Raw genomic sequence first — 18,674 nt, 5'->3', positions numbered from 1 at the left:
TTTATCTCCTTGCAATATATCGCCAAATTCTCATTGATTTTAACAAACTAATATGTGTACCGTAAAACAAAATGTAAAACTTCCATTTTGGAATTTTAGATTTAAGTACTAAATGCATGAAATCAAATTTTCTAGGATCTTGTGTTGTCAAATTTGGCTTTGATTGTTCATAGATTTTCGTACCTTTAATAGGTGTAAAAATTGATATACTAAATACATCAATTGAATTATTCTTAATAAATTTTCTCAAATTTTTAAACTCTTTTATTCCATAATCAGGCTGTACCATAAAAAGTGCCGTTAAGTCAATATTATTTTCCCTAAGAATACGAATAATTTCAGGGTAATCAAGTGCATTTGTTGTTTTTTCATATGCTTTTAATTCATCATTATTTGTTGCTTCAAAACCTACAATCACCTCAACTAGGCCAACTTCTCTCAAATCTTTCAGCAAATCTCTTTCCTTCAAGATAAAGTCTGCTCTTAAATATGCTATAATTTTAATTTTTAAATTTCCCTTTTTTATTATATCAATCATTTCTAAGGCATCACTTCTAGTAGAAAAAAGCACATCATCAACTATCCAAAAATAATTAGCATCAATACTTTTCATTTCCTCAGCCATTCTTTTATAGTTTGCATTTATATAGTGATTAGAATTAACTTCTTTACAATAACAATAAGAACAATTATATAAACATCCTACACCACTTTTAATTAAAGCAACTTTTCGTTTTTCAAGATAACGAACTTTATTAGATATTTGGTAAAATATATTTCTATCAGCAACAACTTCTTCATTTTGATATATTATTTCATCATCGCCTATATACCAATATCCACCACTTGAATTTTCAACATAAGAATCTACTCCAGTACTTAGAACTTCTTTATTATTCCTTAATATTTTTTCTATTAATAATTTAAAAGTATTTAAACTTTGTGAATGAAATACATAGTCAACATCACGAACTCGAAAATCATTACGATTCCCTTGAATATGAACTCCCCCTACTATAATTCTAACTCTTGGATATTTTATTTTATATTGACGTGCTGATTTAATAATTTCTTTTTCTGATACATTATACCCAGTTAAAACTACTATATCTGGTTCAATGCTTTTAGGTTGTTTTAGTCCAAACAGTATATCTATTAAATAGTTTTCTACATTCATATTATTTAACACGGTTTTTATATAGCAAAGTTCTAAAGGTTCTACCTTTACTGGTTCAAAAACAGAAAAAATAGTTTTTACTCTAACCTTTTCTAAAAAAACAATCATATATTTCCCCTCTTTGCTTTAATCTTGTTTGAACACGTGATGTTCTATATTATATGGTTTGTATGAAAACAATGGAATTAATTTTTGAATAGTGTAATTTAAAATTGGGTTGCTGTGATGTACATACAAATACTTAGGCACTTCCTTACACCCAACTTTCAATTTGCATTCCTCAGCAGTTTGACCAAAATCTATATAGTGAATTCTTTTTTCAATACCAACTTCTATAATTTTAAGAATCATATTGTAGTAAATATCATATCTCCCAACATCTTCCTTTCTAAATCCCCCAAATAAGAAATATAATTTATCCTTTATTACTTTCAACTGAATAAACCCAATTATTTCCTTTGTTGTTTTATCGAGAAATTCATAAAGCTCTGATTCATAATCAACAAAAAATTCAATTGGTAGTGTTTCTAGAGGATTTTCAGTTCTTTCCATTATACTTAAATATAATTTGTAGTGATTAGTGGTAAAACTTTTAGAATCAAATTTTCTTATTTCAATATTGTTTCTATTGAATAACGCCTTGTTAATTCTTCTTCTATAATTACTTCTAAGTGCATTTACATACTCATCAAATGAAGAAAATTTATTTTCAAAAACAAATGTTGATAAAGTCCTACCACCATTATTAAATTCCATATCATCATTAAGTACAATCTTCAATCCTTTTCTATTTTCTATAGATTTCATTACTAATGTTCGGTCTCCAAAGTATCCTTTTTGACATATGGATATAGGAAAACCAATAATCTGAACTTTTACATTTAGTGGAAATATATTTTTAAAGTTAAGCAAATTAATTTTAAATTCATAAGAAACAATAATACAATTATTTGACAATTCATATTGTTGACCACATGGATTTATTCTTTCTAACAATTCTAATATGTTAATTGCTTCTTGATTAAATTCATTGTATAAATTTATTACATGCGATTTATTCAATTCTATAACTAAATCATTTACTGAATTTAATTTTATCATACGCTTAAATCCTTAATGTAAGCTTTGTAATGTTTTGATTCTCCATCTGCCCATTTTATACCGAAATTCTTTGACTTTGTATTTTCTGATAATATCCAACCTGATTCAAGATAATCAAATTTACCTTTTGTACATTTGAAGCAATAATCAAATAAAGCTAAAATTGCGCCTCTACTTCTTTCTTTTGGTATAACTCCCATTTCTACAATTTTAAAAGTTTTAATTTTATTAGAAAATAATTTATTTTTAATTACAGTTTTTATTCCTACAGTTTCTGATGGTTTAATCAATTGATTAAAATCAGGATACCAAAGCATAAATCCAACTGGCACTCCATCTTTTTCTACAAACAATAAATTTTCTGATTTAAGTAGGAATCTTAAATCTCTAAACAGCTCTAAATCTTCTTCTTGTTTTCTAGTATAATAAAACAAATGTTCACTAAATGCTTCATTATTAATTTTTGTATAAATGCTAGCTTCCTTTTTTAAATTACTAAAATCAACTTCTCTTACCTTATATCTTTCCTCTAATTTCTTTTGTGCCTTGCTACTTAAAAGGTTGTCCATATTAGTAATATTTTTCTTATAGCTTACCATATCTATTGTGTTAAAACCATTTTTTATAAAATATTCATTATAAAATTCTGGATTATGAGCCATACCAAAACTTTGCTCTTTATCAAAATCACTAGCTAAAAAACCTAATCCATAATTGACATGAATATTTAAAGAGCCTGATATTTTACTAGCATTTTTACTTTTAGCCATTTGCTCTGCCTTATCCATAATTAAATTAAATGCTTGCATATTTAATTCATCAGATTCAAAAAAACCTATTTGAATGTAATCTGGCATCCTATGTGCATGAGCTAAAAGGCATATCATAATGATTTTATTTTTATCTAATACTATTAAAGGTTCTAAATCAACTGATTCACACAATGAAGATTTCCCATATAACAACCCCTTTAGTAGGCTTGATAATGAATCTCTTTTCAAAGGATTATCTAAATATTGTTTTTTATAGAAATTTAAAAAATCTTTTTTATTTTTATTTTTATTTTCAACGCTAATAAGTTCCATGTTTTTCTCCAAATTCCAATCATTTTATTACGTTATTATATCACAGCCACTTATTTATTACAAAAATAAATAACTCAATCACTCCTCAAGTTTTCTATACAATGTAGCTATACTAATGCCAAGCTGTTTTGCTACCTCTTTTTTAGATTCAAAATTATCACCAATTTTTTGCATTTTATTCTGTATAACAGATTTTTCATAGGCCTTTGTTAAGTCTTCTAATTTTATATTATCTATTTCTTCATAAGCCCCCATTTTTCTTCTTAAATTTTCCGCTCCCACAAAACTACCTTCCTCAAAAATAACAGCATATTCGACAAGATTTCTTAATTCTCGAATATTTCCGGGGAAATTATATCCCATTAATAATCTTTCCGCATCAGAAGTAAATCCTTTCAATTCCTTGTTGTAAACAGCTGCAAAACGATTTAAAAAATATCTCGAAAGAACTATTATGTCATATCCACGTTCTCTCAAAGGTGGAAGAAATATAGGAACAACATTGAGCCTATAATATAGATCATCTCTAAATAAATTTTTCCCAACCATTGAATACAAATTCTTATGTGTTGCAGAAATAATCCTTGGATTAACCTTTATAGAAATATTTCCTCCAACTCTAGTTATTTCCTTTTCCTCTAAAGCCCTATTAAGTTTTACTTGCATCATAAATGGCAAGTCCCCTATTTCATCAAGAAAGAGAGTTCCATCTTTACATGTTTCGAACTTACCAGGTTTTCCAGTATTGTTTGCTCCTGTAAAGGAACCTTTTTCATAACCAAACAATTCACTTTCAATTAAACTTTCAGTTATCGCTCCACAATTTATTGCCATAAAAGCGTCATTCCTTCTACTACTTGCATAATGAATTGCTCTTGCGAAAACTTCTTTACCAGTTCCTGTTTCACCCATGATTAATACCGAAGCATCTTTTTCAGCTACCTGTATTGCTTCTCTTCTAGCTTGTAGCAACAGTTCACTCTCTCCCACTATATCATCAAATGTTATCAAGTCTTTTTTTCTATTAGATTCTAAAACTGATTCTCTCATTTTATTAAAATCTGATAACAATAGTACTATCCCATCTTGAATATCACCTATCATTATTGGGCATGAATTAATCATAAACTCAATTCCATTAAGCTTAACAGGTCCTACTTCTCCATTGAAATTTTGATTTACTAATTTATTATATATTTTATCTGACAACAATTCCCATATAACTGGCATTTTGTTAGGGTTCAAGTTTAATTTTTCATTAACATAATTATTTGTAGTAATTATATCTTTATTATTGTTTATAATTACTATTCCGTCTTTCAATGAATTTATAAGTGTCATTAGTTTAGAAGAACTGTACTCAAGCATTTTAGCATTATTTTTTTCGCTTATTATAGTGGAAATAATATCACTTAACTGATTTTCAAAATTCATATAACTATCTTTATTAGCAAGAAGATTTTCCTTTGCTATTTCATCATAAGCGCACATTCCCAAAACACCAATAATTTCGTCTTTATATTTTATTGGAATACAAAATTCAATCAACTCTTTACAGTTTTCAAAATTTTTACACTCAGTACATATAGGATCGACTTTGGGATTTTCTAAAAAAAATTGTTCCCCAGTAATAATACTTTTATGAAAAGCAGAATTTGTTGGAGCAATTGTACCAAATTCATACTCTTTTTTAACTGTAGAAACAATTCTTTTAAGGTGTTCATCAACTACAATTATATCAACATTTGTAACTGCATTTATAGCCTCTACAATATGTTGGAGCTCTTTTTTTATACTTAGCAATAAACTCATTTTAACCACCTGTTTTATTTTATTATTTATTAATATATAATTATTTTGTTAAGAATTTTGTACATAGTTATTTATCAATAATGATAAATAACTATCAAATATAATAAATGTATATAATCATTTAATTATAGCATATTTTATACAATATTTGATATCTATTTATCATATTTAATAAATTTTTAATATTTACTATTCGCTTAAATTCGCAATAACGCCATAGATACTACATCTCTATATTTTTTATATATTGGTATGAATTTTGCAAATTATCTAATAAAAAGTAAAACAAGGAGATAGCATTATGGATGATAAATTACTCATTGATATATTAAAAAATCAAGTAACCAAAGCTTTGGGTTGTACGGAACCAGGAGCTGTTGGTTATGCGGTCGCTAGAGCTAAAGAAATATTAGGTTCAGAAGTAAAAAAAATAAATATTGAAGTTGATAAAAATATTTTAAAAAATGGAATGAGTGTAGGAATTCCAGGAACAAATGAGAGAGGTATAATATTTGCTGTTGCACTTGCCCTTGTAGTAGGTAAATCAGCATATATGCTTGAAGTTTTAAAAGATGTAGATGATAAAAGTATAAAAAGAGCATTGGAAATTATGGATTCAAATATTATTACATTAAATTTGAACGAATGGATGCAAGGACTATATATCAAAGTTGAGGCAATAGGTGATACTGATAAATCAACGGTTATAATTAAAAATTCTCATACAAATATAATACATGAAAGTAAAAATGATGAAATTTTACTCAACGAGACAACATCAGTTTCAAACAATTTCAATGAGGAAAAGTCAAAACCAACTTCAAATGAAATTAAATATGAAATTAAAGAGTGCTCCATCGAAGATTTAATTGATTTTGCTAATAATGTTTCAATAGAAGATATCGCATTTATCCAAGATGGAATTAATATGAACATTAGAATTGCAAATGTAGGATTGTCAGAACAAATCGGTCTAGGTATAGGAAAGTATTTAAAAAATAAAGCTACTGACGTTTTTTCAATGGCAAAAGCATACACTGCAGCGGCATCAGAGGCACGTATGTCAGGATATCTCCTTCCTGTAATGAGCAGTGCTGGATCTGGCAATCATGGATTGGTTGCAATTATTCCAATATCATATATTGGAAAAGAAAAAAATATTTCAGATGAAAAAATTATACGTGCTGTAACACTAAGCCACCTTGTTACTATATTTGTAAAAGTACGTCTAGGAGCTCTTTCCCCTATATGCGGATGTGGTGTAGCTGCTGGAGTTGGATGTAGTGCTGGACTCACATATTTACTTGGCGGAAATAAAGAACAAATAAAGGGTTCAATAAATAACATGGTTGCTGGCATTACTGGCATGCTATGTGACGGAGCAAAAATTGGATGCTCATACAAACTCTCTATTTCTGTAGATGCTGCTGTTGACTCTTCAAAAATGGCTTTAGAAAACATATTCATTCCAGATGATAACGGCATCCTAGACAGCACTCCGGAAAAAACCATTATAAATTTAGCACAGGTCTCAAACGTAGGTATGATGAGTACCGACAGTACTATACTTGAAATTATGCTAAATAAATGTTAGTATAAGATTTTTAAAAATATTACAACATAAATATTAAAATTAAAACAGATAATTAGTTCTTAAAAAACTAATTATCTTTTCTTTTTTTTTTCTAAGCTACAATTTCGGAACACTACTAATAAAAATAATTATAGTATTTGAACCCATAATTATTAGATAGTTCTTTATGGATAATATAAATGTTTTTTCCTTATCTTGAACTTTGTAAAATTTATTAATGTTTTTTTGAACAAAGAATAATGTCAAAAGTGATATTAAATATAATGGTGATAAGAATTTTAAAACAACCATTATTATTACAGAAGCATATGACAAATAATACAATCCAGCATATAAATAAAGTGATTTATGTCCTAAATAATAGGGTAAAGTATATCTTTTAACTTTAATATCTTTTTCTAAATCACAAATATTATTTGCAAGCATAATATTTGCAGTGGTACAAAAAGGAACAATTGAGAATAGCAAAAGTTTCAGTGTTGGCATAATTTTTAAATTAATGCTAATTGATTGATAATCAACATTTAATGTGATAAATGTTCCTTTTGGCATATTTATGTATAATAATATAAACGGTATTAACAAACCATAAAACAAACCAGAAAACAATTCACCTAACGGCTGCCTTGATATGGGTAAAGGGCCAAAAGTATAAAATACTCCACATAAGAAACATAAAGCACCAAGTAAAAGCACAACCAAATCTGTAAGATATGCTAAATACAATCCAAGTGTAGCACTAATTAAAAACATCACATATATAATAATTAGTGCAGTACTTCTTTTAAATTGTAATCTTTCGTTATTCGTTTTGGTATCAACATAATTATTAATCGCAGTTGTAGTTAAATCAAATATAAACATAGCTGCAAAAAAGATAAGTGTCAATTTCCAATTAATTGATTCCTTCATATAAAATAGTAAGGCAATTGAAATTAAAAATGCAAATATACTTGTAATTTTAGTCCTTACTTCTACATAGTTAATAAAATTTTTAAACATCTGTTATACCAACCTATTGAATTTTTTCATGATACAAATTTTAATAGTAATATTTCATATAATATATTTTCAATAAAACAAATTCCTATAGTCTAATTTCTCCACAAGCAAGAATAGAAGCCATTCCTCCAACCTGAATCTTTACATTACCATCTATAAAGGATAGTTTGCTCATAATTCTTGAAGGACGATTCATAGCTTCGCCTTGAATAAATATATTATCTGTACCTTCATTTAAAAGACCATTTTTATACAAATAAAAAGTTAATGCACCATTAGATGTTCCAGTTGCCGCCTCTTCATCAATATCATAAAGTGGTGCAAAATTTCTACAATGAACTGCTCCATCCTTGGTGTTTACTGTAAAAGCATGAACACCTACAACTTTATATTTTTCAGATAATTTTGATAAAGCTTCAAATTCTGGATTAATTTTAGCCAATTCTCCTTCGTTTTTAACGGGCATCATTATGTCTGGAAGTCCTGTAGAAATCATTTCTGGTAATAAGTTAAAATCTAATTTTTCACCAGTAAGGATTTCTCCTTGTTTTTCGTATGATAATCCCATTATACTGTAAAGCTCATCTAAATCCTTTGAATCCGATATTTTATTAATATTTTCAGGCAATCCCATATCCATGAGAATAGAATTTTTTAATACTTCAATATTCAATCTTCCAGCCTTAGTACTATTAATATAAGAGCATCCACATTCTACAAGCCCTAAGTCAGCTAAAGCACAAAACGATCCAATAGTTGCATGTCCGCAAAGGTCTACTTCTGAGGCAGGCGTAAAATATCTAATATTAAAATCTTTTTCCCCAATTTGTTTTATGAATGCAGTTTCTGAATAACGAAGTTCTGCTGCTGTTTTACGCATAATTTTGTCATCTGGAAAATCTGATCCCTCATCAATTATTACAACCCCAGCCGGATTACCACCAAATAACACATCAGTAAAAGCATCTACAATATAAAATTTCATTTTCACATTCGTATGATATTTCTTATAAATAAACCATACTCCTCCTCACTTTAATTTCTAAAATTTCTTATATCTTTCTTGTTACGACCTTAAAAAACACTTTAAAAGTATCGTCTTATATCATATGTCATTTGGATCCTATACCATTGAACATAATATCTATAAGAAAATCTATGTCTTTATCAATATTATCATCTTGCTCAACATTTGAATACAAAGAATCCATATTTCTTTTTAAGATGAACATAAATATACTTCCTACAATACTTGAAAACACTATTTTAGAAGGCAGTTGCCTTGCAGTACCATTTCTAACCATCTTCTCATAGTAATCATCAATAATAAATGTAGCTCTAGAAATCAATTTATTATAAACTACACCTCTTATATCTTCCTGAAATAGAGCTTCCGAAACAATTACTTTAAATAGTTTAAAATTGTTATTGACAAGATTCATTCTATCTATAATAATTTCTTTGAAAATTTCTTTATCATCTTTGTTAGTTTCATTTTGAAGAATTTTTTCAATTGGAGGAAGTGCTATATTCTCAACGACAAGCTCAATTAATTGAACAAGTAGGCCCTTTAAAATATGATTTTTAGTTTTAAAATATCTAAATATAGTACCTTCTGAAACACCAGCCATCTTAGCAATTTCTTTGGTAGATGTTGCATTGTAACCCTTTTCAGAAAAAGTTTCGCATGCTGCCTTCAAAATAAGCTTTTCCTTTTCTGATAACTTACTATTGGGTATATCAATAAATTCATCCATTGTTAATCCTCCATTTATAACTAATCTAAATTCTTTTTAAATTTTTTTACAGCTATCGTAAATATTACCATAAGAAATATAACCAATGCAATTGTGTCTTGCCATATATATTCAATTCCAACACCCTTTAAAATAATACTTCTATCAATTCTCAAAAAGTATGATAGCGGCAACATCATGCTTATGAATTTAATTGAGTTAGGCATTGCTTCAACAGGAAACATAAAACCTGAAAGAAGAACACTGGGCAAAATAATAACAATTGTAAACTGCATTGCTTGAAGTTGATTTTTTGAAAATATTGAAATCAGCATTCCTATAGAAAGTGAGCAAAGTACAAACATCATTCCAAGACCTAACAAAAGGTATATGTTGCCTTGTATTTCCACTTTAAACCAAAATCGACACAATGCCAGAGCAAGAAGAAAACTAGCATATCCCAATGCTATATAGGGGATAAGTTTTCCCAAAATAAGTTCGTTTGGTTTTACAGGAGTAACTATAAGTTGTTCTATCGTCCCTCTTTCTTTTTCACGAACCATTGCAAATGCGGTGAGCATTATGGTTATATTTTGTAAAATAAGTCCCACAAGACCCGGTATCGAAAACATATTACTACTCATATTAGGATTATATCTCACTCTTGTATTTAAATCAATACCTGGTGATTGCATATTGGAAAACCCCTTGATTTCCATAAATTTTTGCCTTTTATTAATTGAATATGTATTGGAAATTATAACTCCACTATTTAATGCAGTTCTTGCAACGGTTGGGTCTGTACCATCTATGACAAGTTGTGGTTGTGGACTTTTATTTTTCTTTAGCATTACAGCATAATCAACTGGTATTATCAAACCAGCCTTTGCTTTTCCCTCGTCAATTAGTATATTAAGTTCATCCAAACTGTTTACATTATAATCAAATACAAAATAACCAGTACTTCTAAATTGGTCAATAAATTCACGACTCTCTTGTGTTTTACTTTGATCAAATACAACTGTTGAAATGTTGTCCAAATCTGTATTTACAGCATATCCAAAAAGCAACATCATACCAATCGTCATTAAAACAGGCATTCTAAGGCTTATTTTATCTACAGATATCTGTAAAAACTCCTTCTTCATTATTGCCATAAATCTTCTGAAATTAAATTTTGTTCTCATACTATCACTCCAAAAACTTCATTTCTTTATATGAATTCACCTTTTTATGTGTAACATTTTCCACAATTGTGATAAATACATCTTCAAGATTATTTGCATTATACTTTGCTATAATATCATTCGTAGGTGCGAACTCCATTAATTCACCGTTAAAAATCATACCTATTACATCACAACTTTCAGCTTCATCCATATAATGAGTTGTTACCAACACAGTAATACCTTGTCTTGATAGGCTGTTGATAATCTCCCAAAAGGTTCTGCGTGATACAGGGTCAACCCCACCTGTAGGTTCATCGAGAATCAATAGTTGAGGCTTATGAATAAGAGCACATCCAAGAGCAAGTCTTTGTTTCCAACCTCCCGAGAGAGTTCCTGCATAGCTTTTTTCTTTACCCTCAAGATTAGCCATTGTAATAAGCTCTTTTTTTCTCTCTATGGCAATTTCTTTTGGTACTGAATATATTTGAGAATAGAAATTTAAGTTTTGCTCAACTGTTAAATCCTCGTACAAACTGAATTTTTGTGACATATATCCTATGTTTTTCCTTACAAGCTCAGTATCTTTAACTATATCATATCCCATAACCTTTGCACTTCCGCTAGTAGGAGAAATAACACCACAAAGCATACGGATAGTTGTTGATTTTCCAGACCCATTTGGTCCTAAGAATCCAAATATCTTTCCTTTTTCAATGTTAAAGCTTATATCATTCACTGCAGTAAATGCTCCAAACTTCTTAGACAAATTATTTACTTCAATTGCATATTCCATATTATTCAACTCCTGTTATTATAACATTTGCAATCATACCTGCACTTAAATCACTAATATTGCTATCAATTCTTACCTTTACTGCTATAACTGTATCATTTTCCTTTGCTTTAGTTGTTTCTATATTTTTAGGAGTGAACTCCGCTTTTGGAGATTTATAAACTATCGTACCCGCAATATCATTATTTGGCAATGCAGAGGTTCTTATGATAACATTTTGATTTAACTTTACTTTTGAATTGTATTTTTGTGGTACATAAACTTTAATCCAATACTCATTGTTTTCTTGAACAGAAATAATATTTGTTCCTGTTGTTACAACCTGCCCAACGTCAATAGCTTTGTTAAGCAGTATACCATCAACTGGTGATTTTATAGTGCATTTTTCAAGTTGAAGTTTTGCACTGTCAAGCGAAGCTTGAAGCTGCTCAACATTAGCCTCCCCTATTTGTATTGCTTGAATTGTAGCTCCTTCATTAAGTAAATTATACTGAGCAAGAACTGATTCATAATTTGCCTCTGCAACAGAAATAGCTTCAGGTGTTGACCCACTTTTTACCAAATCTAACTGCGATTTTGAAACATCAAGATTGTTATTTGCATTAGTCAGCTGCTGTTTTGCTTGATCAAGTGCATTCTGTGTATCATCAAGCTGTTGTTGTGATACAACTCCTGTATCAAAAAGCTCCTTTGTTCTTTCAAAATTGCTGCTTTTGTAGTCATAATTTGTTTGAGATGATTTGACGACATCCAAAGCCTGTTGATACAATGATTCAGCCTTTGCAATTTCTTCAACTCTTGCTCCTTTTTTAATCTCGTCTAATTTAGCCTTTGCTCCTTTTACTTCAGCCTCAGCTTTCTTTAGTGATTGTGCCCTGGTTCCACTTTTAAGTTCATCTAAAGTAGCTTCCGCTACTTTTAATAATGCCATACTTTTTCTTACCTGTATCTCATTTGATGTTGCTTCAATTAAAGCTATAACATCATCTTTATGTACTATATCGCCTTCTTCTAATAAAATTTCAATAATTTTGCCACTTACCTCTGAATTGATGTCAATTTGTGTGGCTTCTATAGTTCCACTTAATTCCAAATCAGTTTTTTCTCCACAAGCCGAGAGGCTTAATGTAAAAATAAACAATAATAAAAAAAATACCTTTTTCATGATAACTTTGCTACCTCCTATGTTGCTTCGATTATAAAATGTTTATGATACTCATTATAATCACACCTGCCTACTAAAAGTATAATACCTCTCTTAATATATAATTTCTGTTATATAATGAAATCCAAGCTATATAATGAGTGAGTACTCACTCATTATATAGCTAAAAAAAATTCTTGTCAATTACTTACAAGAATTTTTTATAAACACTATTATTAATTTGTATATAATTTAATGTTAAAGTTAAAAAAATTATACTTATCTTATTTAACAATAATTAATCGTTTATGAAATATTTTTACGAATATAACAATACTACTAAACATAAAACTAAAACTACTCCAAAAATATATATAGAATAAGTTATACTATTCATCTTATATCTTGCCTTTTTGGCTTCATACGTTATATCTGTTGGATATTCAAAGGTATAATCATTTATATCATTAATAATATTTACTTTTCTACTGAATAAAGCTTTTGATTTTCTTTTATAGTATAATGGCATTTTTAATAATGAATTCATGCAATTACTAATTAATGTAATTAACTTCAAAAGTCCAACATCGCAGAATTTTAAAACAACAGAACTTATTTTAAATATAACTGTAAATATTGGTATAAATAAATCATTTTCTAAGCTAAACCAATTAAGAGCGGTATTTTCATACCACCAATTTTCTCCCGAGCCCTTTTTTAATACTCTTCTTATAAAAAATACATATATTAATGTACCCAATGATATAGATAAAAGAGATGATTTTATATTTTCCAAATTATAAAAATGTGTATCTATCTTATCGTATATATAAAATGATTCTGCTGCCTTATAAATTATATTCATTGTAAAATTTGGATTTAAACCTATAAAAATAATCATTGCAGCCAAAATGGTCATAGGAATTAAAGCCCTACCAGTTACTTTCATTTTTATATTTTCGATATCATGATCACTTTTTTCAACAAACACTGCAATAAATAATTTTAAAAGATAAGCCGTAGTGAATGCACTACTTATTACAAATATTAATTCACCAATATATAACCATATACCACCATATAGATGAACAGCTTCTGCTAAAGCATGATGTAGTAAATTCTTACTTATAAATCCGTTGAATCCTGGCACACCCATAATAGCACAAGAGCCTATAAAAAAACATATTTTTAACGTTTTTCTTTTTCGTCCAAATCCACCGATACCATTTATACTTAATTCATGCAACTTCATATATATTACACCAGCACTCATGAACAATAAAACCTTAAATATCATATGATTTATAATATGATAAATTGTACCATATAAAGCTATAGCCTTATGCTCATGAAGAATACCCATAAGCCCTATTCCAACTATAATATATCCCATTTGGCTCATACTGCTGTATGCAAGAATTCTCTTAATATTTCTTTGATACATTGCTAAAAATCCACCTAAAAACATGGTTATAAACCCTAGTACAATCAATGTGTTTGATATATATATATCACTAAAACCCATTATTTCAGACGTTACTAAAATTCCAAATATTCCCGTTTTCAAAAGAACTCCAGACAATATAGCACTTGCAGGTGCTGGAGATGCCGGATGTGCTTTAGGAAGCCATAAATGCAATGGATACATACCCGCTTTTACACCAAATCCAGCTATAATAAGTCCAGCAATTGCATATTTTATATTCCCTATATCTTGTATAACATATTTAATTTTATCTATATCTAAAGTTTGTGTAAAATCATATAACAAAAATAATCCCATTAATAAAACAAGTCCACCTGATACCGCCATAATTAAATATGTTTTACCTGCATCATGAGAATATTTGTCCTCATCATGTATGATTAAAGGATATGATGATAATGACATAATTTCAAAGAATGTAAATAAATTTATTAAATTATTTGATAAAAATATACCCAATGTACTCCAATAAGTAGTCATAAAAAATAAATAATACCTATTTCTATTTTTATAACTTAAAAGATACTGTGTTGAATATATTGTTATTAAAAACCAAATTAAAGATGTAAGCCATACAAATATATATCTAAACATATCTAACTTTAAAAACAGTCCTGTCCCCATTATATTAGGTATGAAAATATCTACTGTACCATTCATAACATTGAAATATAAGGAAGTTATGATAAAAAAATTAGCTCCAGTCATTGTAATATTAAAAACACTTCTAGCTTTTTCATCTTTTATCCCAATAATAAAACTTATAAAAGAACCTATAAGAGGTATAAGTATTATAAAAACAAGAATTATTTGTGGATTCAAATTATTCACCTTCCTTAATTAATTCATAATTTCCGATGCCATAGCTCTTAAAAAATCCAATACAAAGTTAGGAAATAACCCTAAAAATACTGTAATAACAGTTATACAAACTATTGGAATTAACATTTTTATGGGAGCTTTCTTTTTTTCTAAAACATTAGATTCATCTTTTGTAAAAAAAGCTGCAATTGAAATAGGAAAAAGATACATAGCCGTAAGTAATGCACTCAGTAAAAGTATCACTGGAAAACCTATTTTTCCTTCAACAAGGGACCCTTCAGCTAATAGCCATTTACTTATAAATCCATTAGTTGGTGGTATCCCAATAAGAGATATAGATGATATGGTAAAGCAAAACATAGTAATATTCATAGACTTGCCTATTCCATTTATTTCAGATATTTTTGTTTTTCCAGTAGTATACATTATGGCTCCTACACAAAAGAACAAAGTTATTTTTATTACCGCATGGTTCAATAAATGCATCATCGCACCAATAAAAGCATTTTTATTTAAAAGAAGTATTCCAAGCAAAATATATCCTAGCTGACTTATGGTTGAATATGCTAGTCTTTTTTTTAAGTTTTCTTGATGTAGTGCAAGAAATGAACCCATCAATATTGAAATTATTACTAAAATGATTAAATACTTATTAGCTCCCGTAAATCTAACTGCATTTGCTCCAAATATATAAAAAGTAACTCTAGTTATCGCAAATATACCTGATTTAACCACCGCAACTGCATGAAGTAAAGAACTAACAGGCGTTGGTGCTACCATTGCAGCAGGCAACCATGAATGAAATGGAACTAATGCAGCCTTTACTCCAAAGCCTATAAACATAGAAACATAAATAATGAAATATAATGTTTTATTATCCAATAAATTAGCATTTATTACTCCTCCTGGAACAAATGTAAGATTATTAGTCAGACTAAACAAAATTAGCATCCCCAAAAGTGCTACCGTTGCACCTGTAAATGAATATATTAAATACTTCATCCCACTTTTTAACGCTTCTTTACTTCCTGAATGTATTACTAAAGGAAATGTTGTCAATGTTAATAATTCGTAGAATAAATAAAGTGTAATAAGATTACCCGCAAAAGCTATACCTAATGTTACACCGAGCGTTAAAATAAAATATGCGAAAAATCTTTTTTCCTTCCCTTCGTGTTTCATGTATTCCATAGCATAAATACTTGTAAATAACCACAAGACAGATACTAAAAGTGAAAAAAATACACTTAATTTGTCCACTTTAAAGTATATATCTAAGAATTCGTTCATTTTAATGACATGCATACTAATTCCATTAAAATTTGCTACAATGTAACTCACAAAAATTAAATTTAAAAATATAATAGATCCTGCAAATATATTTCTTCTTTTTTCAGTAAAATTACATACTGCTATTATAATAGCAGCTAAAAAAGGGAAAATTATAGGCAACAAAATAATATTATTCATGGTCTTCCTCCTATACAAATGTTGTCTTAATCAAATTAATTATCCCTTCAGAATTAACCCCAACATATAACATTGCTATAACAAGTATTGTAATAGGCATTAACTCCTTTACAGATTTTTCTTTACTTTTATATAATTTACTACTTGATTGTTCTTCATTAAAAAAACCATGTATAGAAATAGGTAAATAATATACTGCATTCAAAAGACTACTTACAAGTATTATTACAATAAGATATAACTTATTTACTCCTATACTTTCAATTGCCAAGTACCACTTGCTTACAAACCCAGGTAATAATGGAATTCCAACCAGTGATAATGAGGATATTAAAAAAAGCGATAAAGTATAAGGCATTTCTTTACCAACACCTTTTAGATTTGCAATTTCTTTTATACCAGTTTTCTCTATAATAGAACCTGAACATAGGAAAAGTGCTGACTTTGTTATTGCATGACCTATAATATGGTAAATGGCAATTACAAATCCTAATTCAGTTCCTAAACCTATTGCAAAATAAATATATCCAATTTGTGCTACACTTGAATAAGCAATAATTCTCTTTAAATTCTTCTGAAATATAGCTAATACAGAACCCATAATCATACCTAAACTTCCAAGTGCTAACAATACAAAAAGTATAGGTGTTTCAGAAATAATTTCGTTACCCATTACTCTATATAAAACCTTAATCAAAAATATTATATATGCCTTTAAAACTAGGGATGACAACATTGCACTGGATGAAGTTGGAGCATTTGAATGTGCATCAGGTAGCCACGTATGAAGTGGAAACAAAGCACTTTTAACTCCTATTCCTACAGTAAATAACCCTAATGTTATAATTATTGCTTGTGGATAATTCATATAACTATTTATTAAATTTTCATGAATAAATGTCATATTTAGATGACCTGTCATTGAATATAAAAAGGCAATTCCCATAAGTACTAATCCAGAGCCCAAGCAACTTAAAATAAGATACTTAATACCTGCCCTTATATTTTCTTTTTTATCCTTAACTACTACTATTCCGCATGATGCTAAATTACTAATTTCAATAAATACATATACATTAAACATATCATTAGAAAATATAATACCTAACAGAGATCCAACAAGAATATTTATTAAAAGATAATATAAAGGAACTTTACTTTCATTTACATCATGCTCAATACTATAGCATGAGTACCAAGATATTATAAGAGATATAAATGCAAATAAAACAGCCATAATACACTCAATAATTCCTATGCTAAACTCAATGCCATAAGGAGCAACAAAATGTCCTATTTTATAAAAGTAACTTCCGTTGTGTATTACATAATTAAGAGAAACTACAAACAACACTAGACATGTTGAAAACGAAGCAATGCTTAAAAATTTAACTACACTGTTCTTTTTTATTAGTGGCATAATAAAAGCTATTAAAAATAATATTAATACACCTATTAAAGGAAAGCTTTTAATTATTGTCAATATTATTCATCCCCCTTTTCTAATATCTCATCTAATTCAATTGTTCCATATTTCTCATACATTTTTATAGTAAGTGCTAACGCAAAAGCTGTAGTACTAACAGCTACAACTATACCTGTAAGCATAAGAGATGTAGGAATCGGATTAACATATTCTGAAACTCCCTTAAATTCTCCAACCACTATAGGTGAAGCTTTTCCGTGTATATAGCCTTTCGCGATTAAAAATAAAATTACAGATGTGTCCATTATATTCATTCCTATAATTTTCTTTATTAAATTACTATGCAATAAAAGTGTTGCAAACCCTATTCCAAATAAAATAATAGAAGATGTTTCATAATAATTAGTTAGCAGCCTTTCCATTTTAAATTTCTCCTTCTTCAAACAAACAATAAAAAAAGTACATTGTTACAGAAACTACAGTACCAACTATAATATTAAGAGGAAGTAAAAAACCTCCACTTATAATACTTCCAGGAATTCCTAAAGGTGGCGTAGCCCAATGCAAATCACTACCTCCAGATATAAAAATATATCCTTTCATTACACCATATATAAAAACTCCAATTGTTAAAAACCTAATCAATAAAGAAAACCTTAACTTATTTTGAACAAATTCTTTTCCAAATATAATTCTATAAAGTATAAAGCTTACTCCAATTATAGTTCCTCCAGCAAACCCTCCACCCGGACTTAAATGCCCATGAAAAATAACATATAATCCAAAAATTTGTATAAAGGGGATTAAATTTTTACCAACAGTATTCAATATCTTGTCCTTCATATAAACCTCTCAAA

The 18,674-nt window shown here is 28.5% G+C and carries 16 protein-coding genes; 1 reads left to right on the top strand and 15 read right to left on the bottom strand.

Annotated features, from left to right (window positions below; all coding sequences use genetic code 11):
* Nucleotide 1: 1 nt before the first annotated feature.
* The 4 genes from J2Z76_RS09215 to J2Z76_RS09200 form a co-directional block, all read right to left on the bottom strand.
* Complete coding sequence (locus J2Z76_RS09215; protein ID WP_209511755.1) at nucleotides 2-1,285, bottom strand: B12-binding domain-containing radical SAM protein; 1,284 nt, start codon at nucleotides 1,283-1,285, stop codon at nucleotides 2-4.
* A gap of 18 nt (nucleotides 1,286-1,303) precedes the next feature.
* The gene (locus J2Z76_RS09210) at nucleotides 1,304-2,278 is read right to left on the bottom strand and encodes a hypothetical protein (protein ID WP_209511754.1); all 975 of its coding nucleotides are present in this window, start codon (nucleotides 2,276-2,278) and stop codon (nucleotides 1,304-1,306) included.
* The gene (locus J2Z76_RS09205; protein WP_209511753.1) at nucleotides 2,275-3,363 is read right to left on the bottom strand and encodes a hypothetical protein; all 1,089 of its coding nucleotides are present in this window, start codon (nucleotides 3,361-3,363) and stop codon (nucleotides 2,275-2,277) included. Before J2Z76_RS09205 ends, J2Z76_RS09210 begins: the two co-directional genes overlap by 4 nt.
* 78 nt (nucleotides 3,364-3,441) lie before the next feature.
* The gene (locus J2Z76_RS09200; RefSeq protein ID WP_209511752.1) at nucleotides 3,442-5,175 is read right to left on the bottom strand and encodes a sigma-54 interaction domain-containing protein; all 1,734 of its coding nucleotides are present in this window, start codon (nucleotides 5,173-5,175) and stop codon (nucleotides 3,442-3,444) included.
* 301 nt (nucleotides 5,176-5,476) lie between these two features.
* Between J2Z76_RS09200 and J2Z76_RS09195 the strand changes: the two genes are divergently transcribed.
* Nucleotides 5,477-6,769: an L-cysteine desulfidase family protein gene (locus J2Z76_RS09195; protein WP_209511751.1), complete on the top strand. Its 1,293-nt coding sequence runs from the start codon at nucleotides 5,477-5,479 to the stop codon at nucleotides 6,767-6,769.
* 96 nt (nucleotides 6,770-6,865) lie between these two features.
* Here J2Z76_RS09195 and J2Z76_RS09190 read toward each other — a convergent pair whose 3' ends face one another.
* The 11 genes from J2Z76_RS09190 to J2Z76_RS09140 form a co-directional block, all read right to left on the bottom strand.
* The gene (locus tag J2Z76_RS09190) at nucleotides 6,866-7,771 is read right to left on the bottom strand and encodes a UbiA family prenyltransferase (RefSeq protein ID WP_209511750.1); all 906 of its coding nucleotides are present in this window, start codon (nucleotides 7,769-7,771) and stop codon (nucleotides 6,866-6,868) included.
* Between the two features lie 85 nt (nucleotides 7,772-7,856).
* Nucleotides 7,857-8,756 (bottom strand): PhzF family phenazine biosynthesis protein, encoded by a 900-nt coding sequence (locus J2Z76_RS09185; protein ID WP_245210406.1) that lies wholly within the window; start codon nucleotides 8,754-8,756, stop codon nucleotides 7,857-7,859.
* 127 nt (nucleotides 8,757-8,883) lie between these two features.
* The gene (locus J2Z76_RS09180; protein ID WP_209511748.1) at nucleotides 8,884-9,528 is read right to left on the bottom strand and encodes a TetR/AcrR family transcriptional regulator; all 645 of its coding nucleotides are present in this window, start codon (nucleotides 9,526-9,528) and stop codon (nucleotides 8,884-8,886) included.
* A 20-nt stretch (nucleotides 9,529-9,548) separates the two neighbouring features.
* On the bottom strand, nucleotides 9,549-10,694 hold the full coding sequence (locus tag J2Z76_RS09175) for an ABC transporter permease (protein ID WP_209511747.1): 1,146 nt from the start codon (nucleotides 10,692-10,694) through the stop codon (nucleotides 9,549-9,551).
* Nucleotides 10,695-10,698: 4 nt separating this feature from the next.
* On the bottom strand, nucleotides 10,699-11,469 hold the full coding sequence (locus J2Z76_RS09170) for an ABC transporter ATP-binding protein (protein WP_209511746.1): 771 nt from the start codon (nucleotides 11,467-11,469) through the stop codon (nucleotides 10,699-10,701).
* Between the two features lies 1 nt (nucleotide 11,470).
* The gene (locus J2Z76_RS09165) at nucleotides 11,471-12,634 is read right to left on the bottom strand and encodes an HlyD family secretion protein (RefSeq protein WP_209511745.1); all 1,164 of its coding nucleotides are present in this window, start codon (nucleotides 12,632-12,634) and stop codon (nucleotides 11,471-11,473) included.
* Between the two features lie 298 nt (nucleotides 12,635-12,932).
* Complete coding sequence (locus J2Z76_RS09160) at nucleotides 12,933-14,921, bottom strand: complex I subunit 5 family protein (RefSeq protein WP_209511744.1); 1,989 nt, start codon at nucleotides 14,919-14,921, stop codon at nucleotides 12,933-12,935.
* 18 nt (nucleotides 14,922-14,939) lie between these two features.
* Nucleotides 14,940-16,391 carry a complex I subunit 5 family protein gene (locus tag J2Z76_RS09155; protein ID WP_209511743.1) on the bottom strand — a complete coding sequence of 484 codons (1,452 nt, stop codon included), beginning with the start codon at nucleotides 16,389-16,391 and terminating at the stop codon, nucleotides 14,940-14,942.
* A gap of 10 nt (nucleotides 16,392-16,401) precedes the next feature.
* A complete protein-coding gene (locus J2Z76_RS09150) occupies nucleotides 16,402-17,874 on the bottom strand; it encodes a complex I subunit 5 family protein (RefSeq protein ID WP_209511742.1) in 1,473 nt (490 codons plus the stop codon).
* A 2-nt stretch (nucleotides 17,875-17,876) separates the two neighbouring features.
* Nucleotides 17,877-18,239 carry a sodium:proton antiporter gene (locus J2Z76_RS09145; protein ID WP_209511741.1) on the bottom strand — a complete coding sequence of 121 codons (363 nt, stop codon included), beginning with the start codon at nucleotides 18,237-18,239 and terminating at the stop codon, nucleotides 17,877-17,879.
* Nucleotide 18,240: 1 nt separating this feature from the next.
* Nucleotides 18,241-18,660, bottom strand: a complete 420-nt coding sequence (locus J2Z76_RS09140; protein WP_209511740.1) for an MnhB domain-containing protein — start codon at nucleotides 18,658-18,660, stop codon at nucleotides 18,241-18,243.
* Between the last annotated feature and the right edge of the window lie 14 nt (nucleotides 18,661-18,674).

This window comes from Sedimentibacter acidaminivorans (genome assembly GCF_017873955.1).
GTDB classification, from domain to species: Bacteria; Bacillota; Clostridia; order Tissierellales; family Sedimentibacteraceae; genus Sedimentibacter; species Sedimentibacter acidaminivorans.
The sequence above is the reverse complement of the archived record's forward strand: the minus strand, read 5'-3'. Positions and strand labels throughout refer to the sequence as shown.